Here is a 24255-nt window from a genome sequence, read left to right as displayed (position 1 = left end):
GACACACGGGGGGAGTGTCGCTCTGGGGTCGATGTCTTCGACCCCAGAGCTCTCACGGCGCGCGGTCCGCGGGAGGGCGTTCGCCGCCTTCGACCGGCACGGTGAACTCGTTCACGAGCGCTCGCACGCCAAGGGCGAAGAGGGTCCACGGACCCTCGGGGATCTCCGCCTCCGGGCCGGCGACGTAGGTGGGGTGATCGATCCCTTCGAGCGCACGCACCGCGAAGCCCTCGCCGAGGGCGGCCATCGCCTCGGTGAAGTCCTCGATGGTGAGCGGCTCCTTCATCCGCAGCCCGTAGGCCGCCATGACGTGCGCATAGAACTCCGCGAACGCCGCGATCGATTCGCGGTGGCGCTCGCGGCTGGCCTCGGTCAGCTCGGGCCAGGTCTGCGCGGTCGTGCGCAGGGCGAGGGCGATGAGGAAGGACTGCGCATCCATCGCGTCGGCCGGGTCGTCGGTGTCGGCGGATGCGCTGCGCAGGTGGGCGGCGGAGGCGGCGCGGATGATGTCGTCGCCGCTGGCGCCGGCGGCGATGAGATCCTCGACCGCGGCACGCGCGTGGTCCGCCGGCCCGCTCAGGCGCAGGCGCACCATGGCGACGGCCAGGTCGCGCTGATAGTCGGTCTGGTCCACCCACAGGCGGTAGGCCGCCCCGGTGGTGAGGCCCGCTCTTCGCAGGACGTCCTGGATCCGGATGTGCTGGACGCCGGCGGTCACGCCGCGCTCCATCAGCATCTGCATGCCGACCCGCAGCAGGAGTGCCCGGGTCTCCTCCCCCGTTCGACGGACCATGGGGACAGCATCGCAGATGTCGCGCCCGATGCGTGTGAAGGGGCGGATCCGGAGGAAGTAAAGAATTCTTGACATCGCCTCCTCGCCGCTCCTACACTCCGTGTAAAGAATCTTTGACACGCACGTCGGAGGATGTCATGGGATACGTCATGGGATATGCGGAGCGGAACGTCTGGACCGGCCTGGTCGCCAGCGTCGCCGGCGTGGCGGTGTACGCGGCGATCGTGCTGCCGCAGCTGGGCGACCGGCCGGTCGCCGAGATCGACTGGCAGTGGCCGATGATCTTCTGCGTGGCGGGCGCGCTGGTCGCTGCCATCGTGGCCAGCATCGTCTGGGGCATCGCCGCGGGGATGCGCGATCCCGAGACGGAGCACCGCGCCGACGTGCGCGACCGCGACATCGAACGCATGGGCGATCGCGTCGGCCAGGCGTTCTCGGTGATCGGCGGGCTCGTCGCGCTCGCGCTGGCCATGGTCGGCGGCGAGGCGTTCTGGATCGGCAACGCGATCTTCGCGGGCTTCTTCCTGACCGCGACCATCGGCAGCGTGGCCCGCCTGGTCGCCTACCGCCGAGGGCTCGCCTGATGGTCCGGCCCACGCGCGTCACCAACGTCATCCGCCCCCTCCGCGAGGCGGCCGCCCTGACCCAGGCGGAGCTCGCCTCCCGCATCGGGGTCACCCGCCAGACGCTCATCGCCCTCGAGCAGGGCCGCTACTCGCCGACGCTCGAGCTCGCCTTCCAGATCGCCCGCGTCCTCGGGGTGCGCCTCGACGACGTCTTCCAGTACCCGGACTCCACGGAGGAATCATGACCGCCCACGCCCCCGCCACCACGATGACCGTCTGGAGCCAGTCGCGCTACGGCGGTCCCGAGGTCCTGACCGCCGCGACGGTCGCGCGCCCCGTCGCCGGCGACGGCGAGGTCGTCGTCGACGTCGCCGCCGCTGCGCTGAACTCCGCCGACGTGCGCATCATGCGGGGCGATCCCCTCCTGGTGCGCCTCGCCTTCGGCCTGCGGCGCCCGCGGACCGCCGTGCCCGGTCGCGACGTCGCCGGCGTCGTCTCGGCCGTCGGCGCGGGAGTGACCGCCTGGAGGGTGGGCGACCGCGTGGCCGGCGAGCTCAGCGGCGGCGGCCTCGGCGACGCGGTCGCCGCTCCCGCGGACAGGCTCGTCGCGGTGCCCGACGGCCTCGACCTCGCCGTCGCCGCCACCCTCCCGCTGGCCGGCGGGACGGCCTGGCAGGCGCTCGACCTCGCCCGCGTCAGCGAGGGCTCGCGTGTGCTGGTCGTCGGCGCCGGGGGCGGGGTCGGCACCTTCGCGGTGCGACTGGCCGTGCTGCGCGGCGCCGAGGTCGACGCGCTGTGCGGCGCACGGGCCGTCCCCGTCGTCGCGGCGCTCGGGGCGCGGCGCGCCGAGGACTACCGCGGCGCCGACCTCGCCGCGTGGGAGGCCGATGCGTACGACGCCGTGATCGACATCGCCGGATCCACGCCGCTGCGCACCCTGCGGCGCCTCGTCCGGGCCGGCGGCGCCGTGGCGCTCGTGTCCGGCGGCTCGAACCGCGTGACCGGCCCGCTGGGCCGCATCCTCCGCGCCGCGGTCCTGTCGATCGGAGCCCGGCGCGCGCTGCGTCCGCTCGCGGCGGTCGCACGTCCCGAGATCACTGCGCGCCTGCTCGCGCTCGCCGCGTCGGGCGAGCTCGTGCCGCCGGTGGAGCGCACCTGGAGCCTGTCCGAGGCCCGCGCGGCGATGGCCCACGTCGACGCCGGGCACACCGTCGGCAAAGTGGTCGTCGTTCGCTGAACGCCGCGGCGGCGCGCACCGGCGTCGCCGAGGGCCGTCTGGCAGAATGGGCCTCGGCGTGCCCGCCACGACCTTTCCCCGCCCTCCGCGTGAGCGCGGGTCGAAGGGCCGCCGGGCCTCAGGACAGCGTCCGCCGCCCTTCGTCCCGAGGAGCGAAATGTCCCCCCTGTCCCAGGATCAGGCGCCCGTCGCGGCCGCGCCGGCAGCAGACCCGTCCGGGTCCGGTCGCGTCGCCCAGCACCGGCGGTACCTCATGTGCCGGCCCGAGCACTTCACGGTGAGTTACCGCATCAACCCGTGGATGGAGCCGGCGAACCCGACCGACACCGCGAAGGCCCTCGCCCAGTGGCAGGTGCTGCACGACACCTACGTCGAGCTCGGCCACGAGGTCGAGCTCATCGACCCGGTCCCGGGCCTCCCCGACATGGTCTACACCGCCAACGGCGGCTTCGTCATCGACGGCAGGGCGCTCGGCGTGCGCTTCCGCGTCGAGGAGCGCCGCGGCGAGGAGCGCCCGTTCATGGACTGGTTCGCCGCGCACGGGTTCGAGGTGGTCGAGCCGGTGGAGGTGCAGGAGGGCGAAGGCGACTTCCTGCTCGTCGGCGACACGATCCTCGCGGGCACCGGCTTCCGCTCCGTCGGCGACAGCCACCGCGAGCTCGGCGAGGTCTTCGGGCGCGAGGTGGTCTCGCTGCGCCTCACCGATCCGCGCTTCTACCACCTCGACACCGCCATCGCCGTCCTCGATCCGGTCGAGGGCCCCGGGGGAGTCGAGCGCGCCAACATCGCCTATCTGCCGTCGGCGTTCGACGACGGCTCGCGGGCGATCCTCGAGGAGCGCTACCCGGACGCCATCCGGGTCTCCGACGCCGACGGCGCCGTGTTCGGCCTCAACGCCGCCTCCGACGGCCTCAACGTCTTCATCTCCCCGCGCGCCACCGGGTTCGCCGAGCAGCTGCGCGAGCGCGGATACCGACCCGTCCCCGTCGACCTGTCCGAGCTCCTGCTCGGCGGTGGCGGCATCAAGTGCTGCACGCTCGAACTGCGAGGATCCCGATGACCACGCCCACCGTCGATGCGACCACCGCCCACCTCATCGAGTCCGAGGACGCGCACGTCGCCCACAACTACCACCCGCTCCCGGTGGTCGTCTCCCGCGGCGAGGGCGCCTGGGTGACCGACGTGGAGGGCAAGCGGTATCTCGACCTGCTGTCGGCCTACTCGGCGCTGAACTTCGGCCACCGGCATCCCGCCCTCGTCGCCGCGGCGACCGAGCAGCTCGGACGGGTGACGCTCACCAGCCGCGCGTTCCACAACGACCAGCTCGGCGGCTTCGCGGCGGCGCTGGCCGACCTGTGCGGCAAGGACCTCGTGCTCCCGATGAACACCGGGGCCGAGGCCGTCGAGACGGGCATCAAGGTCGCGCGCGCGTGGGCCTATCGCGTCAAGGGCGTGACGGAGGACGCCGCGACGGTCATCGTCGCGGACGGCAACTTCCACGGCCGCACGACGACGATCGTGAGCTTCAGCGACGACCCGCAGGCCCGGGACGACTTCGGGCCCTTCACCCCCGGCTTCGTCTCGGTGCCGTACGGCGACGCCGCCGCGATCGAGGCGGCGATCACCGCCGACACGGCCGCGGTGCTCATCGAGCCCATCCAGGGCGAGGGCGGTGTCATCATCCCGCCGGAGGGCTACCTGCGCGCCGTCCGCGAGATCTGCGACCGGCACCGCGTGCTGTTCATCGCCGACGAGATCCAGTCCGGACTCGCCCGCGTCGGGACCACGTTCGCGTGCGACCGCGAGGACGTCGTGCCCGACATCTATCTCCTCGGCAAGGCGCTCGGCGGCGGCATCGTGCCCCTGTCGGCGGTCGTCGCCGATCGCGACGTGCTGGGCGTCATCCGTCCGGGGGAGCACGGGTCGACCTTCGGCGGCAACCCGCTGGCGTGCGCCGTGGGCCGCCAGGTTGTGGACATGCTCGCGTCCGGCGAGTTCCAGTCGCGGGCCGTCGCGCTGGGCGCCCACCTGGAGGAGAAGCTCGCCGGCCTGGTCGGCCACGGTGTCACGGCGGTCCGCGTCGCGGGCCTGTGGGCGGGCATCGACATCGACCCCGCCGTGGGCACGGGCCGCGAGGTCGCGGAGCGGCTGATCGCCCGCGGCGTGCTCGTGAAGGACACCCACGGGCACACGATCCGCATCGCGCCGCCGCTCGTGGTCCGCGCGACCGAGCTCGACTGGGCCGTGGAGCAGCTGAGGGTGGTCCTCGCCGGCTGACGCCGCCGGGGTGTCCCACTTTCCGTGACGCATGTCCCACATTCGGTTGATGGGGGCGCTTCGGAACGACCGAAAGTGGGACATGCGGCGCCGGGCCGGGCCGACACACTCATGAAACACGCCCCGGACTAGGCTCGTGACATGGGTGACCTGTTCGACGGATACGGCTCCACGCTGGCGCCGCGCAAGACCGCGTCGGGCGTGCCCGCCTTCGACGAGATGTTCGGGCAGCCCCGGCATCCGGGCGAGACGGCGGAGTCGCGCACGGCCTACCGCGAGCTGTACCAGGCCCTCGCGCAGATGACGCAGGAGGAGCTGCGCGGACGCACCGACTCCCTGGCCAGCTCCTATCTCGCCCAGGGGGTCACCTTCGACTTCGCGGGCGAGGAGCGTCCGTTCCCGCTCGATGCCGTGCCGCGGATCATCGCGTTCGACGAGTGGTCGCGCATCGAGAAGGGCGTGCAGCAGCGGGTCCGCGCGCTCGAGGCCTTCCTCGACGACGCCTACGGCCACCAGCACTGCGTCCGCGACGGCGTGCTCCCCGCGGCGCTGATCGCGTCGTCGCAGTACTACTACCGTCAGGCGGCGGGCATCCGCTCGGCCAACGGCGTGCGCATCCAGGTGTCGGGCATCGACCTGATCCGCGACGAGAACGGCGAGATGCGCGTGCTCGAGGACAACGTGCGCGTGCCCTCGGGCGTCAGCTACGTCATCTCCAACCGCCGGGTGATGGCCCAGACCCTCCCGGAGCTGTTCGTCTCGATGCGGGTGCGCCCCGTGGGCGACTACCCGAACAAGCTCCTGCAGGCGCTGCAGGCCGCCGCGCCTCCCGGGATCGAGGATCCGAACGTCGTCGTCCTCACCCCCGGCGTGTACAACTCGGCCTACTTCGAGCACACGCTGCTCGCGCGCCTCATGGGCGTGGAGCTCGTCGAGGGACGCGACCTGCAGTGCATGGGCGGCAAGGTCTTCATGCGCACCACGCGAGGCCCCAAGCGCGTCGACGTCATCTACCGGCGGGTCGACGACGACTTCCTCGACCCGCTGCAGTTCCGCGCCGACTCCATGCTCGGGGCGCCGGGTCTCATGCTCGCCGCCCGGCTCGGCAACGTCACGATCGCCAACGCGGTCGGCAACGGCGTCGCCGACGACAAGCTCCTCTACACGTACGTGCCCGATCTCATCCGCTACTACCTGGCCGAGGAGCCCATCCTCAAGAACGTCGACACCTGGCGCCTGGAGGATCCCGGCGCCCTCGAGGAGGTGCTCGACAGGCTCGACGAGCTGGTCGTCAAGCCGGTCGACGGGTCCGGCGGCAAGGGACTGGTCGTCGGCCCCGACGCGAGCCCCGCCGAGCTCGACAAGCTCCGCAAGAAGCTCCAGAAGGATCCGCGCGGGTGGATCGCCCAGCCGGTGGTCATGCTCTCCACGATCCCGACGCTCGTCGAGGACGGCATGCGCCCCCGCCACGCGGACCTGCGTCCGTTCGCGGTGAACAACGGCGACGAGGTGTGGGTGCTCCCGGGCGGCCTCACCCGCGTGGCGCTCCCGGAGGGCCAGCTGGTCGTCAACTCCAGCCAGGGCGGCGGGTCGAAGGACACGTGGATCGTCGGCGGCGACGCGCCCCGCACGACGGAGTACGGGCAGCGGCAGAACCTCGCCGGCCTCGTGGCCGAGCAGGCCTCGATCACCGAGGCGATCTCGATCGTCTACGACCCGCAGCACGAGCCGGACCACTCCCCGCAGGACCGCCCGGCGACCACCGGCGAGCAGCAGGAGCAGCAGCAACAGCAGCAGCAGACCGGGGGCGCGGACCTCCCTGTCGTCGACCGAGCGCAGCGAGACGAAACGGGGGTGACGCCATGCTGAGCCGCATCGCCGAGAGCCTGTTCTGGATCGGGCGCTACATCGAGCGCTCCGACGGCACCGCCCGCATCCTCGACGTCCACCTGCAGCTGCTGCTGGAGGACCCGTGGATCGACGAGGACACCGCGTGCCGTTCGCTCATGGGCGTCATGGGATCGCCCACGCCCGACGACGTGGAGCGCGTGACGCGCGGCGACGTGCTCACCCGGCTCGCCGTCGACCGGCAGAACCCGTCGAGCATCGCCTACGCGCTCCAGTCGGCGCGCGAGAATGCGCGCCGCGCGCGGGAGATCGTCTCCACCGAGCTGTGGGAGACGCTCAACACCACGTACTCGCGGATGCCGCGGCGGCTCAACGACGAGAAGGTGCACGAGTTCTTCCAGTGGGTGCGCGAGCGCGCGGCGCTCGCCGTGGGCATCTCGGATTCGTCGACGAGCCGCGACGAGGCCTGGCAGTTCTTCACCCTCGGCCGCTCGATCGAGCGCACCGACATGACGGCGCGCCTTCTTGCTACCCGCTCCCTCACCGAGGCGTCGGGGCCGTCGTGGACGACGATCCTCCGCTCCTGCGGCGCGTACGAGGCGTACCTGCGCACCTACCGCGGCATGCCGAGCGCGCGCAACGCGGCCGAGTTCCTGCTGCTGGACCGGCTGTTCCCGCGCTCGATCATCCACTCCATCCAGCGCGCCGAGGACTGCATGCGGGCGATCGACCCGGTCGCCGACCGCGTCGGTCACTCCAACACGGTCCTGCGAGCCCTCGGACGCATCCGCAACGACCTGGAGTACCGGCCGATCGGAGAGGTCCTGGACGAGCTTCCCGCCCACATGGAGCAGGTCCAGAAGGTGACGCGGGAGGCCTCGGAGGCCATCCGCGGGCGCTTCTTCCCGACGCACGCCGAGCCGAGCTGGATCGGAGAGACCTCATGACCTTCCGCCTGGGACCCGAGTCCGTGCAGGGGCCGCGCCGGCTGCGGATCGAGCACGCCACCGGCTTCACCTACCAGGGCGAGGTCGGGGCGTCGTACAACGAGGCGCGCATGCTGCCGAGCTCGACCGACAGCCAGTTCGTGCTGAGCTCGCAGCTCGACATCGAGCCGTCGACGAGCGTCAACCAGTACGTCGACTACTTCGGCACGCGGGTCGCCGCGTTCGACGTGCTCGCCGCGCACTCGGCGCTCAACATCACGGCGCGCTCGCTGGTCGAGGTGCGCCCGCGGCCCTTCGAGCCGAGCGGGATGGACTGGGCGCAGCTGGCCCAGGAGGCCGAGCGTCAGATCGCGACGGTCGAGATGCTCGGCCAGACCTCGCGCACGGCGCCTCACCCCGAGGTCGCCGGCATCGCCCGCTCGATCGCCGACCAGCACGACCGCCCCGCCGACGCCGCCCTGGCGATCGCGCGCGCCATCGGCGACGCCGTCGAGTACATGCACGGCATCACCGGCGTCCACTCGACCGCGGCCGACGCGTGGGTGGAGCGCAAGGGCGTCTGCCAGGACATCACGCACATCACCCTCGGTGCACTCCGTCACGTCGGCATCCCGGCGCGCTACGTCTCCGGCTACCTGCACCCGCAGGCGAACCCCGAGATCGGCGTGCCCGTGTCGGGCGAGTCGCACGCCTGGGTGGAGTGGTTCGCCGGCGACTGGCAGGGATTCGATCCCACCAACGGCGTCGAGATCGGCGACCGCCACGTGCTCGTCGGGCGCGGGCGGGACTACAACGACGTCCCGCCGCTGCGCGGCGTGTACGCGGGCCCCTTCAAGAGCGACCTGCACGTGAAGGTGACCATCACGCGCGAGGCGTGACCCCGCCGGGTCCCTCGCCCCTCCTTTTGCCCTTCTCCTTCGCCGAGCCGACAAGATTCCGCCGAGCCGACACGGTCCGCGCGGTGCGGACGATGTCGGTTCGCGCGGATCGTGTCGGCTCGGCGGAGGGTCAGGCCGGGGCGTCGTCGGGGTCGAGGGTCTTCAAGGTGTCGGCCTCCACGGCGTTGTCGGCCTGGAGTTCGTCCTCGGTGGTCTCGTCGCCCCCGACCGGGGCCTGCTGCTCGGTGGATGCGTCGTCGGACGGTGTCTCGTGTGCCATGATCGCGACGCTACGCCCGTGCGGCGTGCCGGTCAGGGGCCTTGACAGGTGCCCCGGCGCGTAATCCGGTGAATGGGCGTTCACCGAACGCTACGATGGGCGCGTGACGGCGACGTGGCGCGAGACCCAGAAGGCGAACCGCCGCGCCCTGCTGCTGGAGCGGGCCGCCGCCCTCTTCGCGCAGCGCGGCTTCGCCGCCGTCACCACGGCCGAGCTCGGCGAAGCGGTCGGGATGTCGGGCCCGGCGCTCTACAAGCACTTCGCGAGCAAGGACGCGATCCTCGCCGAACTGCTGGTGGATGCCAGTGAGCGACTGCTCGCCGGAGGACGCCGCATCCTCGGAACCGGCGCGGCGTCCGACCCGGCGGAGGTGCTGCGCGAGCTCGTCGCCTTCCACGTCGGCTTCGCGGTGGCCGCTCCCGACGTGATCCGCATCCAGGACCGGGAACTCGCCGGGCTCCCCGCCGACGTCGGCCGCCGGGTGCGCACGCTGCAGCGCACCTACGTGTCGGAGTGGGATGCGGTGCTCGCCGCCGCACGGCCGGATCTGACGGCGGCGGAGCGGGAGACCCGCCTGCTCGGAGCCTTCGGCATCCTCAACTCCACGCCCCACAGCGCCGCCGCGTCGGGTGCCGACGCCGCGGCGATCCTCGCCGGCATGGCCGAGCGCGCGCTGCTCGGCTGAGCGCCCGCCGCCCGGGCGAGGTGCGCCCGCCTCGCTGCGCACAACTCCGGAAATCCGGAGCCCCCCGGTGCGTCGGCCGCGCCGATCCGGCCCCGCATGACCGGCGGCCCGACGCGTGTCCGGAGTTACGAACCTGCGGCCGGCGGCACCGCCGCGCCGGGCGACAGCCGCATCAGGGTCGTGCGGGTGGCCTCGGCGACCACCTCGCCGTGCTGGTTGCGGGCCGTGTGGGCGAAGTCGACGACGCCCTGCTCGGGCCGCGACCGCGAGAGGCGCTTGCCGACCACGCGCGTCTCGGCGTACAGGGTGTCGCCCACCCGCACGGGGGCGGGGAACCGGACGTCGGTGAAGCCGAGGTTGGCGACGATCGTGCCCTGGGTCAGCTGCGCCACCGACAGTCCCACGAGGGTCGACAGCGTGAACATGCTGTTGACGAGCCGCTCGCCGAACTCCGTGCCCTCGGCCCACGCCTGGTCGAGGTGGAGCGCCTGCGGGTTCATCGTGAGGGTCGAGAACAGCACGTTGTCGGCCTCGGTGACGGTCCGGCCGGGACTGTGGGCGTACACGACGCCCTCCTCCAGCTCGTCGAAGTAGAGGCCGCGCTGCGTGATGCGGCGGTCGTCGCTCATCGGTCCTCCTGTCGGCCCTGCGTCTGGGCGTCGCCGTCCTCGGTGTCGCCGCCGTCGGGATCGACCGTCGCGACGACCCCGCCGCGGGAGACCTGGTCTCCGACGGCCACCCGTATCCGTACCGTACCGGCGACCCCGGCGCGCAGCACGTGCTCCATCTTCATCGCCTCGACGACGACGACCGGGTCGCCGGGCTCGACGTGCGCGCCGTCCGTCGCCGTGACCACGACGACGGTGCCCGGCATGGGCGACACCAGCTGCGGCGACGCGCTCGCGGCATCGCGATCCGCTCGCTCGGCGCGCCGCTCGGCCACCCGGAACGTCGCCCCGTCGGCGCTGAGCGCATCGCCCCGGGCGAGGACGGTGCGTCCGGCGTCGTCGAGCACGATGGTCGCGGCGTCGCCGTGGAGGACGGCGGATGCCGTCTGGGTCGCCCCGCCGTCGACCTGCACGAGAGCGGCCTCCGGGGTGCCCCAGATCCGCACGGCGGCGGTCGCCGCCCCCGCGACGAGGTCGTAGCGGCGCGGTGCCGCGCGCGGGACGCCGGGGGCGTCGCCCAGTCGCCAGCCGTCGCCGCGGACCCAGGGATGCCCGCCGGGGGCCGGCGTCCGGCGGGCATCGCGGATGAGCGCCGCCTCGGCGAAGACGCGGGCGTCGGCGTCGGCGAAGGGCAGGGCGTCGAAGACGCGGGCGATGAGGCCGGTGTCGAGATACCCCGAGACGACGTCGGGATGCTCGAGCAGCAGACGCAGGAACTCGAGGTTCGTCTCGAACCCGAGCACGGCGGTGTCCGCGAGGGCGCGCACGAGGCGGCGGCGGGCGGCATCGCGATCGGGCGCCCACGCGATGATCTTCGCGAGCATCGGGTCGTAGTCGATCGCGACGTCGAGGCCGTCCTCCAGTGCGGTGTCGACGCGGATGCCCTCGCCCCCGCCCTCTCCCCCGGGGTGCACGACCCGGTCGACGCGGCCGCCGGTGGGAAGGAAGCCGGCGCGCGGGTCCTCGGCGTAGACCCGGGCCTCGATGCTGTGCCCGGACAGGACGACGTCGTCCTGAGCGAGCGGCAGCGGCATCCCCGCGGCGATCCGCAGCTGCAGCTCGACGAGGTCGATCCCGGTGATCTGCTCGGTGACGGGATGCTCCACCTGCAGGCGCGTGTTCATCTCCATGAAGAAGAACTCGCCCGGGGCATCGGCCGACACGATGAACTCGACGGTGCCGGCGCCCGCGTAGCCGACGCTGCGGGCGGTCTCGCACGCCGCCTCGCCCAGTCGCCGGCGGATCTCGGCGCCGTCGGGAAGACCCTCCAGCAGCGGGGAGGGCGCCTCCTCGATCACCTTCTGGTGCCGCCGCTGCAGCGAGCACTCGCGCTCGCCGAGGTGGATCACGCGTCCCTCGGCGTCGGCGACGACCTGCACCTCGATGTGGCGCGGTGAGGCGACGTAGCGCTCGAGGAAGAGGCTGTCGTCGCCGAAGCTCGCCGCCGCCTCCCGCCTCGCCGCCGCGAGGGCGGGGCGGAGGTCCGCCGCATCCGTCACCACGTGCATGCCCTTGCCGCCGCCGCCTGCCGACGGCTTGATCAGCACCGGGAACCCGATCCCGGGCGCCGCCGCGGCGAGCTCGTCGTCGGAGAGACCGGGGCGGGCGAGGCCGGGCACGGTCGGCACGCCCCGGGCCTCGACCGTCTGCTTGGCGGAGATCTTGTCGCCCATCACCGCGATGGCCTCGGGGCTCGGTCCGATGAACACGATCCCGGCTGCGGCGCACGCCCGGGCGAAGTCGGCGTTCTCGGCGAGGAACCCGAACCCGGGGTGGATCGCCTGCGCGCCGGTGCGCCGGGCGGCGTCGATCACGCGGTCGATGCCGAGGTAGCTCTGCGCGGCGGGCGAGGGTCCCAGCCGCACCGCGGCGTCGGCGAGGCGCACGTGGAGCGCGCCGGCATCCGCGTCGCTGTAGACGGCGACCGAGCGGATGCCGAGGCGCCGGAGGGTGCGGATGATGCGCACCGCGATCTCACCGCGGTTGGCGATGAGCACGGTCTCGAACAGAGGCGGCATGGGGGTCAGGGGCGGCATGGGGCTCAGGGGCGGCATGGGGCTCAGAGGCGGCATGGGGCTCACATCCGGAAGACGCCGTAGCCGGCGGGGTCGGGGGCGGGCGCTGCCGCACCGGCGGCCACGACGCCGAGCGCCAGTCCGAGCACGTCGCGGGTCTGCGCGGGGTCGATGACGCCGTCGTCCCACAGGCGCGACGTCGAGTAGTAGGGGCTGCCCTGGCGTTCGTACTGCTCGCGGATCGGCGCCTCGAAAGCGGCCTGCTCCTCGGCCGACCACGTCGCGCCGGCCGCCTCGAGCTGGTCTCGGCGCACCGTCGAGAGCACCGACGCGGCCTGCGGTCCGCCCATGACCGAGACCCGCGCGCCCGGCCACAGCCACAGGAAGCGGGGCGAGTACGCGCGTCCGCACATCGAGTAGGTGCCGGCTCCGAAGGATCCGCCGACCACGACGGTGAGCTTCGGCACGCGGGCGCAGGCGACGGCGTTGACCATCTTCGCGCCGTGCTTGGCGATCCCGCCCGCCTCGTACTCGCGCCCGACCATGAACCCGGTGATGTTCTGGAGGAACAGGAGCGGGATGCCGCGCTGATCGCACAGCTGGATGAAGTGGGCGCCCTTGAGCGCCGACTCGGAGAACAGCACGCCGTTGTTGGCGAGGATGCCCACGAGATGCCCGTGGATGCGCGCGAAGCCGGTGACGAGGGTCTCCCCGTACTCGCGCTTGAACTCGTCGAACCGGCTGCCGTCGACGAGGCGGCGGATGATCTCGCGGGCGTCGTAGGGGGTCGTCAGGTCGACCGGGACGACGTCGTAGAGCGTCTCCGGTGCGAACTCGGGCGGATCGACCGGGCCTGCGCCGACCACCGTCTCGAGCACGCCGGACAGTGCGGGTGCCGGGAGGGTCGCGACGATGTCGCGGACGATCTGCAGCGCGTGCGCGTCGTCGTCGGCGAGGTGGTCGGTGACGCCGGAGATCCTCGAGTGGGTGTCGCCGCCGCCGAGCTCCTCGGCCGACACGACCTCGCCCGTCGCGGCCTTCACGAGGGGCGGCCCGCCGAGGAAGATGGTGCCCTGCTTCCGCACGATCACGGTCTGATCGCTCATCGCCGGGACGTAGGCGCCGCCGGCGGTGGACGAGCCGAGCACGGCGGCGATCTGCGCGATGCCGTCGCGCGACATCCGCGCCTGGTTGTAGAAGATCCGCCCGAAGTGGTCGCGGTCGGGGAAGACCTCGTCCTGCATCGGCAGGAAGGCCCCGCCGGAGTCGACCAGCGAGATGCAGGGGAGGCGGTTCTCGGCGGCGATCTCCTGCGCGCGCAGATGCTTCTTCACCGTGAGCGGATGGTAGGTGCCGCCCTTGACGGTCGCATCGTTCGCGACGACCATGACCGGCCGCCCGTGGACGAGACCGATGCCGGCGACGACCCCCGCGGCGGGCCAGGTGGGCTCGGCGTCCGGCGCGTCGAGGTCGCAGGCCGCGAGCGGGGCGATCTCGAGGAAGGGGCTGCCGCGGTCCAGCAGCTCGTCGATGCGTTCGCGCACGAGCAGCTTGCCGCGCTCGACGTGGCGTGCGCGGGAGGACTCGGGGCCGCCGCGGGCGGCGCGGTCGAGCCTCTCGCGCAGGTCGTCGACCAGGGCGCGGTAGTCCGGGGCGGTCGTCGTCGACACGGCATCCTCGCTTCGGTTATCGGTGGATAACTCGATTCAGGTTATCGCTCGCTAACCGGATTGTCGAGGGCGCGGACGCGCCGCTCTCCCTGCCGCCCTTCCTACCTTCCTGCCTTCGCGAGCCGACACCCTTTGTGCGAGCCGACACGATTCGCACCGCATCTCGCGTGTCGGCTCGCACGAAGCGTGTCGGCTCGGCGGAGGTGGGATCAGCGGAGGTGGGATCAGCGGAGGTGGGATCAGCGCGGGGCGCGGGGGAGGTCGCCGGGCATGCGGATCGGGGTGGTCGAGGCCACCTCGTCGCTGAACTCCTCGGGGGCGACGACCGTGATCGGGCGCGTCTCGTCGAGCGACAGCGCGAACCGCCGCGACGCGTGGCGGTGGAGGCGACCCGACACGAGCAGCCAGGTGAGGCCGATGCCGAACGCCACGAGGGCCGCCACGGCGCCGAGCAGGATCGCGGCGCGCGGACCGAACTGCGCCGCCACCCAGCCGACGATCGGGGCGCCGATCGGGGTGCCGCCCATGAGGATCGCCATGTACAGGGCGAGCACGCGACCGCGCAGGGCGGGATCGGTGGTGGTCTGCACGTAGCCGTTGGCCGTGGTGAGCGTCGTCACCACGGCGAAGCCGGTGAACATCAGCGTCACCGCGTACAGCCAGTACGTCGGCATGAAGGCCGACACCAGGGCGGCCGCGGCGAACATCCCGGCGCCGGCGATGACGAAGCGGATCTGCGCCCGGTCGCGGCGGGCAGCCAGCAGCGCGCCGGCGAGGGAGCCGATCGCGAGGATCGAGCTGAGCAGGCCGTAGCCGTCGGCCTCCTGCCCGAACTCCAGCGCCATCGTCGACGCGAAGATCGGGAAGTTCATGCCGAAGGCTCCGAGGAGGAACACCATCGAGAAGGCGACCACGAGGTCGGGCCGTCGTGCCACGTAGCGGACGCCGTCGGCGAGGCGCGCCGCTCCCGAGGCCTTCACCCGCGGGATGAGCTCGTCGATCCGGATCATCGCGAGCGCCACGATCATGGCGAGGAAGGTCACCGCGTTGACGAGGAAGACCCAGCCGGTGCCCACCGCGACGATCACGACGCCCGCGACGGCGGGCCCGATCATCCGCGCGCCGTTGAACGACGCCGCGTTCAGCGCGACGGCGTTCGAGGCGTTCTCGCGCGACACGAGGTCGGAGACGAAGGCCTGCCGCGCGGGGTTGTCGAAGGCGGCGACCACGCCGAGCGCCAGCGCGAACGTGTACATGAGGGGCAGGGTCATGACGCCCGACAGGATGAGGACGCCGATGGCCGCCCCGAGGAGCAGGAGCACGGACTGCGTGATCATCAGCAGTCGCCGGCGGTCGAAGCGGTCGGCGACCCAGCCGGTGACCCCGACGAGCAGGAGCGGCGGGGCGAACTGCAGCGCCATGGTGACGCCCATCGCGCCGGCGTCGTTGTCGGTGAGCTCGGTGAGGACGACCCAGCTGAGGGCGGTCGCCTGCATCCACGCGCCGACGTTCGAGACGAGCGCGCCGATGAACCAGACGCGGTAGTTGAAGACCGAGAAGGAGCGGAACATGGCGCTCATCGGCCTGCCACCTCCCGCATGATGGCGGCCGCATGGGCGAGGACATCGCGCTCCTCGGGCGTCAGCTCGTCGAGGGCGTGCTCCAGCCACGAGTCGCGGCGGCGCACCGTCTCCTCGACCACCGCGAGACCGGCCTCGGTCAGCTGGATGTTGACCTTGCGGCGGTCGTCGGCGTCAGCGGTGCGGCTGAGGTAGCCCGACTCCTCGAGGGCGTTCACGGTGCGGTTCATCGAGGGCGCCGTGACGCGCTCGCGGTCGGCCAGCTCGCCCAGCGTGTGGGGACCGTGGACCTTGAGCGCGGCAAGGACGGCGAACTGCCCGTCGCTCATGGAGTCGACGGCGCGCTCGGAGCGCAGTCGCCGGGCCAGGCGGAAGGTGGCCATGCGGAAATCGGAGGCCAGAGAGGCCTCGGTCGACGACGGCGCGGGTGGGGACGAGGGGGAGGGGGTCGTGGTGCTCATTCAATTCATTAGCTTAGCTCATTATCCTGGCTCATTACCCTTGCTAAGCGATTTCGCCGGGCGCGCGGCTTCCCGCCGTAGACTCTGCGGCATGCCCGAACTCGCCGAAGAGCGGACCTTCACCGACGCCCACGGCGTCGTCATCTACTACGACGTGCGTCCCGCGGCGGGCACCCCGCGGGGCGTCGTGCAGCTGCTGCACGGCGTGGGCGAGCACGCCGGACGCTACCGCGCCCTCATCGACGCGCTGGCCGGCGACGGATTCACCGTCTACGCCGACGACCACCGCGGCCACGGCCGCACCGGCATGGCGCAGCACGGCGGCGACGCCGGCCGGCTCGGCCGGCTCGGGGCGGGCGGGATGCCGGCCACGCTGGCCGCGTGCCGACAGCTGACCGACATCATCCGCGCCGACCATCCCGATCTGCCGCTCATCATCATCGGGCACTCGTGGGGGTCGTTCCTCACCCAGATGCTCGTCGACGACCGGCCCGAGGCCTACGACGCGTTCGTGCTGTCGGGGTCGGCGCTGCGCTGGCCCGGCACGCTCAACGCCGGCGACCTCAACGCCCCGTGGAAGACGCCCGGAGCTCACGGCGCGGAATGGCTCTCGAGCGATCCCGAGGTCGGTCCCGCGTTCCTGGCGGACCCGCTGACGACGTCCGAGCCGCTGCTGAAGCTCTTCGGTGTGATCGACGCCGCGCGGCTGTACGGGCGTCCGCGCCGGAACCTCGGGCGCGACCTGCCCGCGCTCCTCATGGTCGGCCAGGACGACACCGTCGGCGGCCCCCGCAGCGTCCACAAGCTCGCCGACGCCTACCGCACGCGCTCGGGCCTGACCGATGTGACCACGCTCGTCTATCCCGGCGCCCGTCACGAGATCTTCAACGAGACCATGCAGGCCGACGTCCGTGCCGACCTGCTCGCCTGGCTCGACGCGCGCTTCGCCCGCCGCTGACGCGGATCCCCGCGCCGCGGCTCCCCGCGGCTCGTAGGCTGTGATCATGCACGGTGAGTACAAGGTTCCGGGCGGCAAGCTCGTCGTCGTCGATCTCGAGGTCCGGGACGGTCGCATCGCCGACTTCCACCTCGCCGGCGACTTCTTCCTCGAGCCCGACGACGCGCTCCTCGACATCGATGCCGCCGTGAACGGGATGCCGGTCGAGTCCGACGTCGCGACGATCGCCGCCGCCGTCCGCGCCGCCCTGCCCGAGGGGGCGCAGCTGCTCGGCTTCACGCCGGAGTCGGTGGGCACGGCCGTGCGCCGGGCCCTCGTGACCGCGCCCGGCTGGCGGGACTTCGAGTGGGAGGTCGTCCACGAGCGCGCGGTGTCGCCCCGGATGAACCTGGCCCTCGACGAGGTGCTCACCACGAGGGTCGGCGACGGCCGCCGCCGCCCCACCCTCCGCATCTGGGAGTGGGACGAGTCCGCCGTCGTCATCGGCTCGTTCCAGTCGTACCGCAACGAGGTCGACCCCGATGGCGCCGCCCGTCACGGGTTCGACGTCGTCCGCCGCATCTCCGGTGGCGGCGCGATGCTCATGGCCGCCGGCTCGATCGTCACGTACTCGCTGTACGTCCCGGCATCCCTGGTCGCGGGGATGACGTTCGCCGACTCCTACGCCTTCCTCGACGACTGGGTGCTGCAGGCGCTGCGGTCGCTCGGCATCGACGCGGTGTACCAGCCGCTCAACGACATCGCCTCGCCACAGGGCAAGATCGGAGGCGCCGCCCAGAAGCGGCTCGCGAACGGCGGTGTGCTCCACCACGCGACGCTGTCGTACGACATGGACGGCCAGGTCCTGACCGAGGTGCTGCGGATCGGGCGGGAGAAGCTCAGCGACAAGGGCACGGTCTCGGCGGCCAAGCGCGTCGATCCGCTCCGCAGCCAGACCGGTCTGCCGCGCGAGGCGATCATCGAGCGGTTCATCGAGACGTTCACGAAGCTCTACGCCGCCGAGCCGGGGACGATCTCCGACGAGGAGTACGCCGAGGCCGAGGCCCTGGTCGCGTCGAAGTTCTCGACCGACGCGTGGCTGCACCGCGTCCCGTGATACCCGACTCCGTCCCGGTCCCCGAGCCCGCGCCGGGGTCCGCGCCCGTCGAGGGGTCCGTCACCATCCACCACGGCGACAACCTCGCGGTCGCACGCACGCTGCCGGACGCGTCGTTCACGCTGATCTACCTGGATCCCCCGTTCAACACGGGCCGCGTGCAGGGCAAGGCCGTCGAGAGTGCCGTCCGGGGCGTGCACACAACTCCGGCAGAACCGGAGGCTGGCGGGCCTCCGCCCGCGGAATCCCGCGCGTCCCGCGACGGCGACCCCACGGATCACCGGAGTTATGAGCGCCCGTCCGTCGGCTCGGGGACCGAGACGGTCGGCGCGCCCGTGAAGGCCGGATTCCGGGGCACGACCTACGCGCGGCTCCGCGGCGACCTGCGCGCCTATGACGACAGGTTCGACGACTACTGGGACTTCCTCGAGCCGCGGCTGCGCGAGGCCTGGCGTCTCCTCGCCGACGACGGCACGCTCTACCTGCACCTCGACTACCGCGAGGCCCACTACGCGAAGGTGCTGCTGGACGCCCTGTTCGGGCGGGAGAGCTTCCTCAACGAGCTCATCTGGGCCTACGACTACGGCGCGAAGAGCCGGCGCCGCTGGCCCACCAAGCACGACACGATCCTGGTGTACGTGAAGGATCCGGCGCGCTACTGGTTCGACTCCGACGCCGTCGACCGCGAGCCGTACATGGCGCCCGGACTCGTGACGCCCGAGAAGGCCGCCCGCGGCAAGCTCCCGACCGACGTCTGGTGGCACACGATCGTCCCCACCGGCGGACGGGAGAAGACCGGCTACCCCACGCAGAAGCCGGAGGGGATCCTGCGCCGGATCGTCCAGGCCTCCAGTCGGCCCGGCGACCGGGTGCTCGACCTGTTCGCCGGCAGCGGCACCACCGGCTCGGTGGCCGCCGCCCTCGGCCGGCACGCGGTGCTCGTCGACGACAACCCCGAGGCGCTCGCCGTCATGCGGAAGCGGATGCCCGCCGCCGTCGTCCGCCTCGACTGACCGACCGCCGGCCGTCAACCGCCGCCGGCGTGGCAAAAGCAGGCCGAACCGGCGCGAGGAGAGTGTCGGAGCCGGATCGGGCCGGTTCAGCCTGCTTTCGCCCCCGGTCCGGCCGAGAAGCGCCGGCGCTCGCGCCGACCGGCGCGGGCGGCGCCGAGAGACGCCACCGCGTCGTAGGCGGTGAGGGGCAGGCGCAGCGGCCCGATCTCGAAGGGCACGAAGTCGCGGGTCGGCCGCAGGCGGGCGTACAGGTCCGGGGCGATCTCGCGCAGGTAGCCTCGCGCGCGTCGCGCGTGGAGCGTGTTCGAGGCGATGCGGATCGTCCGGGCCTCGCGGAGCCAGGGGAGCGACCGCGCGATGTTCTCGCGCGTCGATCGCGCGGTCCGCTCGCGGACGATGTCCGACGCCGCGATGCCGCCGCGCACGATCGCGTAGTCCGCCATGACGTCGGCCTCGGCGTGCTCCCCGTGGACGGCGCCGCCCGAGACGACGAAGAGCCCTCCGGCCGGTGCGGACCGCAGGGCGATCCGCACCCGCCAGGCCTGCAGCGCGTTGATCCGGCCGTCGTCGCGCGAGCGGTAGCCGAGCACGAGCACGACGTCGCGCCCCGCCGCGGGGCCGTGCTCCGCGACGCGCGGATAGCGGCTCCGCGACGCAGCCCACGCGTGCACCTCCGCGGCCACGCCGGCGCAGGCGGCGACGGCCGCCGCGGCGATCGCGACGGCCGCCGCGCGCCGCGCCACCTGCATCTCGGGCGCGCGGTTCACGCGGTCACTCGGCGGGCGACGCTCCGAGGAATTCGAGCAGCGCGGCGTTGACCTCGTCGCCGTGGGTCCAGAGGAGTCCGTGCGGCGCGTTCTCGATCTCCACGTAGGTCGCCTCGGGGAGCAGCTCGCGGAACTTCCGGGCGGTCTTGTCGATCGGCAGGATGTTGTCGGCCGTGCCGTGGAGGATCAGGGTGGGCACCGTGATGGCGGGGATGTCCCCGCGGAAGTCGGTCGCCCAGGTGAGCGGCGCCGCGGCGATCGCGGTGTTCCCGGCCTGACGGGCGGTGGCCACCGAGGCGTCGAGCGCCTCCTGCGAGATGCGGCTGCCGAGGGTGTCGTCGAGGTTGTAGAAGTCGTGGAAGAACCCGGTGAGGAAGGCGTGGCGGTCGTCGCGCACGGCCTGCGACGTGCCGTCGAAGAAGGCCTGGTCGCCGGCGCCGTCGGGGTTGTCGTCGGTGATGAGCAGGAACGGCTCGAGGGAGCCGAGGAACGCCGCGCGCGCGACGCGGGTGGCGCCGTAGCGGGACAGGTAGCGGGCGATCTCGCCGGTGCCCATCGAGAAGCCGACCAGGGTGACGTCGGTCAGGTCGAGGTCTTCCATGAGGGCGTGGAGGTCGGCCGCGAACGTGTCGTAGTCGTAGCCCGATCCGGCCTTCGACGACGCCCCGAAGCCGCGCCGGTCGTAGGCGATCACGCGATAGCCGGCATCCAGGAGCGCCGCCTGCTGCTTGCCCCACGACTCGCCGTCGAGGGGGAAGCCGTGGATGAGCACGACGGTGGGTCCCTCGCCCTGATCGGTGTAGAACAGCTCCACGTCGGCCGAGTTCTCGGTTCCTACGGTGATGAACGCCACGATGGCTCCTTCCAGCCGCGGACGGGTTCCGCCGCCATCACCGACGTTACGACGCGGGCGCGACGGCATCCAGGCCTTGACAGTCCTGTCATCCCGCGTTCACCGGCGCACCACCCGCGATCGGCGGGAGCCCTCGCTCGGGCGCCGGGGTCAGGCGTCCCGGCGGGCGCCGTCCGCCGGGCGCACGCCGAAGATGTGCGGCGGCGCGAAGCCGGCGTCGGCGAAGGCGCGCTCGACGGCGAGGGCGACCGAGGCCACGAGGCCTTGGTCGACGAGCGCGATCGCGGCGCCGCCGAAGCCGCCCCCGGTCATGCGGGCGCCCACGGCGCCGGCCGCGCGGGCGGTGTCGACGGCGAGGTCGAGCTCGGGCACCGAGATCTCGAAGTCGTCGCGCATCGACGCGTGCGAAGCGTCGAGCAGCGGGCCGATGGCGCGCGGGCCCTCCGAGCGGAGGGTCGCGACGGCGTCGAGCACGCGCTGGTCCTCGGTGACGACGTGGCGGACGCGGCGGAACGTGACGTCGTCCATCAGCTCCTCGGCGCGGGCGAGGTCGTCGACCGACAGATCGCGCAGCGCGGGGACGCCCATGAGGGCCGCGCCCTTCTCGCACGACGCACGGCGCTCGCCGTAGCCGCCGGTGGAGTGGGCGTGCTTCACCCCGGTGTCCATCACGAGCAGCTCCAGCCCCGCGGGGGCGAAGCCGAGCTCGACGACCTGAGCCTCGAGCGAGCGGCAGTCCAGGAAGATGCCGGCGTCGGCCCGGCCGAGCATCGACGCCATCTGGTCCATGATCCCCGTGGGGGCTCCGACGGCCTCGTTCTCGGCCCGGCGCCCCGCCCGGGCCAGGCTCACGCGGTCGTTGCCGAGGTTCCAGATCTCGTCGAGCGCGGATGCCGTGGCCCCTTCGATGGCGGCGGACGACGACAGCCCGGCGCCCACCGGCACATCGGACGCGAAGGCCAGGTCCACGCCCGTGACGCCGGTCCCGCCGTCGGCGTCCTTCAGCAGCACCCGGTCGCGCAGGAGGGCCCACGCCACGCCCAGCGGATAGCGCGCCCACTCGACGATCTCGTCGCGGCGGGCCGGGAAGAGCGCGTCGAGGTCGGCGAGCGCCACCTCGACAGGGACCGGATCGAATGTCGAGACGACGCGGATGCGCCCGTCGTCGCGCAGACCGAGCGCGACCGAGGTGCGGTGCTCGATCGCGAAGGGGAACACGAAGCCGTCGTTGTAGTCGGTGTGCTCGCCAATGAGGTTGACGCGCCCGGGCGCGGACCACACGCCGAGCGGCTCGGAGCCGGTGAGCTCCCGGAACAGGTCGGTGGCGGAGGTCACAGCACGATCCCTTCGATGGCGGTGCGGAGTCGGTCGGCGGCGACCTCGGGCGGCACGTCGCCGATCCAGGCGCCCATCGCCGACTCGGAGCCGGCCAGGAACTTGAGCTTGTCGGCCGCGCGGCGGGGGCTCGTGATCTGCAGGTTCAGACGCACGGTGTCGCGGCCGACGTGGACGGGGGCCTGGTGCCAGGCCGCGATGTACGGGGTCGGGCTGTCGTAGAGGGCGTCGATGCCGCGGAGCAGACGCAGGTACAGGGGCGCGAGCTCGTCGCGCTCCGCCTCGTCGAGGGCGGCGAAGTCGGGCACCTGGCGGTGGGGGAGCAGATGCACCTCGATCGGCCAGCGGGCCGCGAACGGCACGAAGGCGGTCCAGTGCTCGCCCTGGAGCACCACGCGGGGGCCCTCCTGCTCGAACGCGAGGATGCGCGCGAACAGGTCGGGGGCGGTGCGATCGATGGACTCGAGCAGCCGCGTGGTCCGCGGGGTGATGTACGGGTAGGAGTAGATCTGCCCATGGGGGTGATGAAGGGTGACCCCGATGGCCTCGCCGCGGTTCTCGAACGGGAACACCTGCTCCACGCCCGGGAGGGCCGACAGTGCGGCGGTGCGGTCGGCCCAGGCCTCGATGACGGTGCGGGCGCGGGTGACCGTCTGGGTGCCGAAGGAGCCGGCGTGATCCGGCGAGAAGCACACGACCTCGCACCGGCCGACGCTCGTGCGGGTGCGGCCGAGCCCGAGGTGGGCGAGGTCGTCGAGCCCGCGCGGCGGGTCGGCGGCCGCGGGGGCGTCGCCGGTGGCGGCGGCCAGGGCGGGACCGAACGACGGCGACTTGTTCTCGAAGACGGCGACGTCGTAGAGCGAGGGCACCTCCGACGGGTTCGTCGGGGACTGCGGCGCGAGCGGATCGAGCTCGGCCGGCGGCAGGAAGGCGCGGTTCTGGCGAGCGGCTGCGACGGAGATCCAGTCGCCGGTCAGCACGTCCTGACGCATGGTCGCCGTCTCGGGGCGCGGCCCGAGGTCGCGGGCGTCGACGGCGCGCTCCGGTCCGAGCGAGGTGCCGGGATCGTCGAAGTAGAGGAGCTCGCGGCCGTCGGCGAGGCGGGTCGTGCGCTTCACCACTCCGGCGCCGAGGGTCTCAACGGTGGTGTCGGTGGGGCGCATCTCCGGCATGTTCACGATAACACGGTAGCCGTTCGGCGTGTTATCGTCAACACGGCCGGTTCTTCCGGAGTCGGGAGCCGATCCGGAGCGGCGACAGGTGCCGGCACGGCCGAGGCAGGGGAGGGGCGATGGAACGTCGGGTCTCGATGGGAGACGTCGCCGCGGTCGCGGGCGTCTCAGCGCAGACGGTGTCGCGCGTCGTCAACGACAGCCCCCGCGTCGATCCCGCCACCCGGGCGCGTGTCGAGGATGCGATGGCTCAGCTCGGATACCAGCTCAACCGCACGGCGCGGGCGCTGCGGACCGGCCGCTTCCACACCATCGGGGTCGTCGTGGCGACCCTCGCCACCGTCGGCAACTCGCGGATGCTCGAGGCCGTCGCCTCGTCCGCGGCCCGTCGCGGATTCGCTCTCACCGTCGTCACCCTCGCCGGGCGGGAGGGCGTGGCAGGCGCCTTCGCCCAGCTGCGGGAGCAGGGTGTCGACGGCGCCATCGTGCTGAACGAGGCGACCGCGATCGCCGGCGAGGCGGCCCTGCCGCAGGGCCTGCGGATCGTCGCGGTCGACTCGCCGCGACCCGCCCCGGCCGCCGCGCCCGCGTTCGCGACCGTACAGTCCGACCATCGCGGCGGCGCCGCCGCGGCGACCTCGCACCTGCTCGCTCGCGGGCACGACACCGTGTGGCATCTGGCCGGGCCCGAGACCTCGTTCGCCGCGGGAGAGCGCGAGCGCGGCTGGCGCGAGACGCTCGTCGCCGCCGGTGCGGTGGTGCCGCCGCTCGTGCGGGGCGACTGGTCGGCCGCCTCCGGCTTCGCCGCCGGTGTCGAGCTGGCAGCGCGCCCCGGCGTGACCGCCGTGTTCGCGGCGAACGATCAGATGGCCCTCGGTCTGCTGCGGGCGCTCGCCGAGGCGGGCCGCGTCGTCGGCGTCGACGTGCAGGTCGTCGGCTACGACGACGTGGCGGACGCCGCGGAGTTCCGCCCGCCGCTGACCACCGTGCGCCAGGACTTCGACGCGCTCGGCGAGGCCGCCGTCAGCGCGCTCGTGGCCGCGATCGCGAACACCCCCGCGACGCACACCGTCGTCCCGACGACGCTCGTCCCCCGCGCCTCCGCGTAGCCGCCCAGCCCCGCCCCGCCCAGCCCCGCCGCCCCGCCCCGCCACCG

24 protein-coding genes are annotated in these 24255 nt (G+C 72.7%); 13 read left to right on the top strand and 11 right to left on the bottom strand.

Annotation, left to right across the window (positions count from 1 at the left end; genetic code table 11):
* Positions 1–52: 52 nt before the first annotated feature.
* Positions 53–793 carry a hypothetical protein gene (locus ACPWUT_RS13420; RefSeq protein ID WP_284529088.1) on the bottom strand — a complete coding sequence of 247 codons (741 nt, stop codon included), beginning with the start codon at positions 791–793 and terminating at the stop codon, positions 53–55.
* 137 nt (positions 794–930) lie between these two features.
* Here ACPWUT_RS13420 and ACPWUT_RS13415 point away from each other — a divergent pair, with 137 nt between their 5' ends.
* From ACPWUT_RS13415 to ACPWUT_RS13380, 8 genes are all read left to right on the top strand, one after another.
* Complete coding sequence (locus ACPWUT_RS13415; RefSeq protein WP_284529090.1) at positions 931–1377, top strand: hypothetical protein; 447 nt, start codon at positions 931–933, stop codon at positions 1375–1377.
* Entirely contained in the window at positions 1377–1604 is a 228-nt protein-coding gene (locus tag ACPWUT_RS13410) for a helix-turn-helix transcriptional regulator (RefSeq protein ID WP_284529092.1), read from the top strand. Before ACPWUT_RS13415 ends, ACPWUT_RS13410 begins: the two co-directional genes overlap by 1 nt.
* A complete protein-coding gene (locus ACPWUT_RS13405; RefSeq protein WP_425838459.1) occupies positions 1601–2596 on the top strand; it encodes an NAD(P)-dependent alcohol dehydrogenase in 996 nt (331 codons plus the stop codon). Before ACPWUT_RS13410 ends, ACPWUT_RS13405 begins: the two co-directional genes overlap by 4 nt.
* 253 nt (positions 2597–2849) lie before the next feature.
* The gene (gene ddaH / locus ACPWUT_RS13400) at positions 2850–3656 is read left to right on the top strand and encodes a dimethylargininase (protein ID WP_425842301.1); all 807 of its coding nucleotides are present in this window, start codon (positions 2850–2852) and stop codon (positions 3654–3656) included.
* Positions 3653–4873, top strand: coding sequence for an ornithine--oxo-acid transaminase (gene rocD / locus ACPWUT_RS13395; RefSeq protein WP_284529094.1), 1221 nt, complete (start codon positions 3653–3655; stop codon positions 4871–4873). The genes ddaH and rocD overlap by 4 nt, the downstream gene beginning before the upstream one ends.
* A 141-nt stretch (positions 4874–5014) precedes the next feature.
* Positions 5015–6742 carry a circularly permuted type 2 ATP-grasp protein gene (locus tag ACPWUT_RS13390; RefSeq protein ID WP_425838455.1) on the top strand — a complete coding sequence of 576 codons (1728 nt, stop codon included), beginning with the start codon at positions 5015–5017 and terminating at the stop codon, positions 6740–6742.
* Positions 6736–7668 (top strand): alpha-E domain-containing protein, encoded by a 933-nt coding sequence (locus ACPWUT_RS13385; RefSeq protein WP_284529096.1) that lies wholly within the window; start codon positions 6736–6738, stop codon positions 7666–7668. The genes ACPWUT_RS13390 and ACPWUT_RS13385 overlap by 7 nt, the downstream gene beginning before the upstream one ends.
* Positions 7665–8546, top strand: coding sequence for a transglutaminase family protein (locus ACPWUT_RS13380; protein ID WP_284529097.1), 882 nt, complete (start codon positions 7665–7667; stop codon positions 8544–8546). Before ACPWUT_RS13385 ends, ACPWUT_RS13380 begins: the two co-directional genes overlap by 4 nt.
* Before the next feature lie 130 nt (positions 8547–8676).
* Here the strand turns inward: ACPWUT_RS13380 and ACPWUT_RS13375 are convergent, their stop codons facing one another.
* Positions 8677–8826: a hypothetical protein gene (locus ACPWUT_RS13375; protein ID WP_284529101.1), complete on the bottom strand. Its 150-nt coding sequence runs from the start codon at positions 8824–8826 to the stop codon at positions 8677–8679.
* 103 nt (positions 8827–8929) lie between these two features.
* Here ACPWUT_RS13375 and ACPWUT_RS13370 point away from each other — a divergent pair, with 103 nt between their 5' ends.
* Entirely contained in the window at positions 8930–9511 is a 582-nt protein-coding gene (locus tag ACPWUT_RS13370; RefSeq protein ID WP_284529106.1) for a TetR/AcrR family transcriptional regulator, read from the top strand.
* A gap of 125 nt (positions 9512–9636) precedes the next feature.
* On the opposite strand, the gene ACPWUT_RS13365 is transcribed toward ACPWUT_RS13370, so the two are convergent.
* From ACPWUT_RS13365 to ACPWUT_RS13345, 5 genes are all read right to left on the bottom strand, one after another.
* Positions 9637–10140: a MaoC family dehydratase gene (locus ACPWUT_RS13365; protein ID WP_284529109.1), complete on the bottom strand. Its 504-nt coding sequence runs from the start codon at positions 10138–10140 to the stop codon at positions 9637–9639.
* The gene (locus tag ACPWUT_RS13360; RefSeq protein ID WP_425838449.1) at positions 10137–12197 is read right to left on the bottom strand and encodes a biotin carboxylase N-terminal domain-containing protein; all 2061 of its coding nucleotides are present in this window, start codon (positions 12195–12197) and stop codon (positions 10137–10139) included. Before ACPWUT_RS13360 ends, ACPWUT_RS13365 begins: the two co-directional genes overlap by 4 nt.
* Before the next feature lie 59 nt (positions 12198–12256).
* On the bottom strand, positions 12257–13864 hold the full coding sequence (locus tag ACPWUT_RS13355; RefSeq protein WP_284529111.1) for a carboxyl transferase domain-containing protein: 1608 nt from the start codon (positions 13862–13864) through the stop codon (positions 12257–12259).
* A gap of 239 nt (positions 13865–14103) precedes the next feature.
* Complete coding sequence (locus ACPWUT_RS13350; RefSeq protein WP_425842298.1) at positions 14104–15435, bottom strand: MFS transporter; 1332 nt, start codon at positions 15433–15435, stop codon at positions 14104–14106.
* Between the two features lie 5 nt (positions 15436–15440).
* Entirely contained in the window at positions 15441–15827 is a 387-nt protein-coding gene (locus ACPWUT_RS13345; RefSeq protein WP_425838445.1) for a MarR family winged helix-turn-helix transcriptional regulator, read from the bottom strand.
* Between the two features lie 169 nt (positions 15828–15996).
* Between ACPWUT_RS13345 and ACPWUT_RS13340 the strand changes: the two genes are divergently transcribed.
* From ACPWUT_RS13340 to ACPWUT_RS13330, 3 genes are all read left to right on the top strand, one after another.
* Entirely contained in the window at positions 15997–16863 is an 867-nt protein-coding gene (locus ACPWUT_RS13340; protein WP_425838442.1) for an alpha/beta hydrolase, read from the top strand.
* A gap of 46 nt (positions 16864–16909) precedes the next feature.
* Positions 16910–17959, top strand: coding sequence for a lipoate--protein ligase family protein (locus tag ACPWUT_RS13335; protein ID WP_425838439.1), 1050 nt, complete (start codon positions 16910–16912; stop codon positions 17957–17959).
* 65 nt (positions 17960–18024) lie between these two features.
* Positions 18025–18972, top strand: coding sequence for a DNA-methyltransferase (locus ACPWUT_RS13330; RefSeq protein ID WP_425842295.1), 948 nt, complete (start codon positions 18025–18027; stop codon positions 18970–18972).
* Positions 18973–19058: 86 nt separating this feature from the next.
* Here the strand turns inward: ACPWUT_RS13330 and ACPWUT_RS13325 are convergent, their stop codons facing one another.
* From ACPWUT_RS13325 to galT, 4 genes are all read right to left on the bottom strand, one after another.
* Positions 19059–19739: a YdcF family protein gene (locus ACPWUT_RS13325; protein WP_284529117.1), complete on the bottom strand. Its 681-nt coding sequence runs from the start codon at positions 19737–19739 to the stop codon at positions 19059–19061.
* A gap of 4 nt (positions 19740–19743) precedes the next feature.
* A complete protein-coding gene (locus ACPWUT_RS13320) occupies positions 19744–20592 on the bottom strand; it encodes an alpha/beta fold hydrolase (protein ID WP_284529118.1) in 849 nt (282 codons plus the stop codon).
* Positions 20593–20742: 150 nt separating this feature from the next.
* A complete protein-coding gene (galK, locus tag ACPWUT_RS13315) occupies positions 20743–21927 on the bottom strand; it encodes a galactokinase (protein ID WP_425838434.1) in 1185 nt (394 codons plus the stop codon).
* Positions 21924–23099, bottom strand: a complete 1176-nt coding sequence (gene galT / locus ACPWUT_RS13310) for a galactose-1-phosphate uridylyltransferase (RefSeq protein WP_425842292.1) — start codon at positions 23097–23099, stop codon at positions 21924–21926. Before galT ends, galK begins: the two co-directional genes overlap by 4 nt.
* Before the next feature lie 137 nt (positions 23100–23236).
* Here galT and ACPWUT_RS13305 point away from each other — a divergent pair, with 137 nt between their 5' ends.
* A complete protein-coding gene (locus ACPWUT_RS13305; protein ID WP_284529178.1) occupies positions 23237–24208 on the top strand; it encodes a LacI family DNA-binding transcriptional regulator in 972 nt (323 codons plus the stop codon).
* The last annotated feature ends 47 nt before the right edge of the window (positions 24209–24255 follow it).

It is taken from the genome of Microbacterium sp. PA5 (genome assembly GCF_049860775.1).
GTDB lineage: Bacteria > Actinomycetota > Actinomycetes > Actinomycetales > Microbacteriaceae > Microbacterium.
The sequence above is the reverse complement of the archived record's forward strand: the minus strand, read 5'-3'. Positions and strand labels throughout refer to the sequence as shown.

Bases quoted from the DNA above. Each gene is read 5' to 3' on its own strand.
- ACPWUT_RS13420 (WP_284529088.1), bottom strand. From the start codon at position 793: ATGGTCCGTCGAACGGGGGAGGAGACCCGGGCACTCCTGCTGCGGGTC.
- ACPWUT_RS13415 (WP_284529090.1), top strand. From the start codon at position 931: ATGGGATACGTCATGGGATATGCGGAGCGGAACGTCTGGACCGGCCTG.
- ACPWUT_RS13410 (WP_284529092.1), top strand. From the start codon at position 1,377: ATGGTCCGGCCCACGCGCGTCACCAACGTCATCCGCCCCCTCCGCGAG.
- ACPWUT_RS13405 (WP_425838459.1), top strand. From the start codon at position 1,601: ATGACCGCCCACGCCCCCGCCACCACGATGACCGTCTGGAGCCAGTCG.
- ddaH (WP_425842301.1), top strand. From the start codon at position 2,850: ATGTGCCGGCCCGAGCACTTCACGGTGAGTTACCGCATCAACCCGTGG.
- rocD (WP_284529094.1), top strand. From the start codon at position 3,653: ATGACCACGCCCACCGTCGATGCGACCACCGCCCACCTCATCGAGTCC.
- ACPWUT_RS13390 (WP_425838455.1), top strand. From the start codon at position 5,015: ATGGGTGACCTGTTCGACGGATACGGCTCCACGCTGGCGCCGCGCAAG.
- ACPWUT_RS13385 (WP_284529096.1), top strand. From the start codon at position 6,736: ATGCTGAGCCGCATCGCCGAGAGCCTGTTCTGGATCGGGCGCTACATC.
- ACPWUT_RS13380 (WP_284529097.1), top strand. From the start codon at position 7,665: ATGACCTTCCGCCTGGGACCCGAGTCCGTGCAGGGGCCGCGCCGGCTG.
- ACPWUT_RS13375 (WP_284529101.1), bottom strand. From the start codon at position 8,826: ATGGCACACGAGACACCGTCCGACGACGCATCCACCGAGCAGCAGGCC.
- ACPWUT_RS13365 (WP_284529109.1), bottom strand. From the start codon at position 10,140: ATGAGCGACGACCGCCGCATCACGCAGCGCGGCCTCTACTTCGACGAG.
- ACPWUT_RS13360 (WP_425838449.1), bottom strand. From the start codon at position 12,197: ATGCCGCCTCTGTTCGAGACCGTGCTCATCGCCAACCGCGGTGAGATC.
- ACPWUT_RS13350 (WP_425842298.1), bottom strand. From the start codon at position 15,435: ATGTTCCGCTCCTTCTCGGTCTTCAACTACCGCGTCTGGTTCATCGGC.
- ACPWUT_RS13345 (WP_425838445.1), bottom strand. From the start codon at position 15,827: ATGGCCACCTTCCGCCTGGCCCGGCGACTGCGCTCCGAGCGCGCCGTC.
- ACPWUT_RS13340 (WP_425838442.1), top strand. From the start codon at position 15,997: ATGCCCGAACTCGCCGAAGAGCGGACCTTCACCGACGCCCACGGCGTC.
- ACPWUT_RS13335 (WP_425838439.1), top strand. From the start codon at position 16,910: ATGCACGGTGAGTACAAGGTTCCGGGCGGCAAGCTCGTCGTCGTCGAT.
- galT (WP_425842292.1), bottom strand. From the start codon at position 23,099: ATGCCGGAGATGCGCCCCACCGACACCACCGTTGAGACCCTCGGCGCC.
- ACPWUT_RS13305 (WP_284529178.1), top strand. From the start codon at position 23,237: ATGGGAGACGTCGCCGCGGTCGCGGGCGTCTCAGCGCAGACGGTGTCG.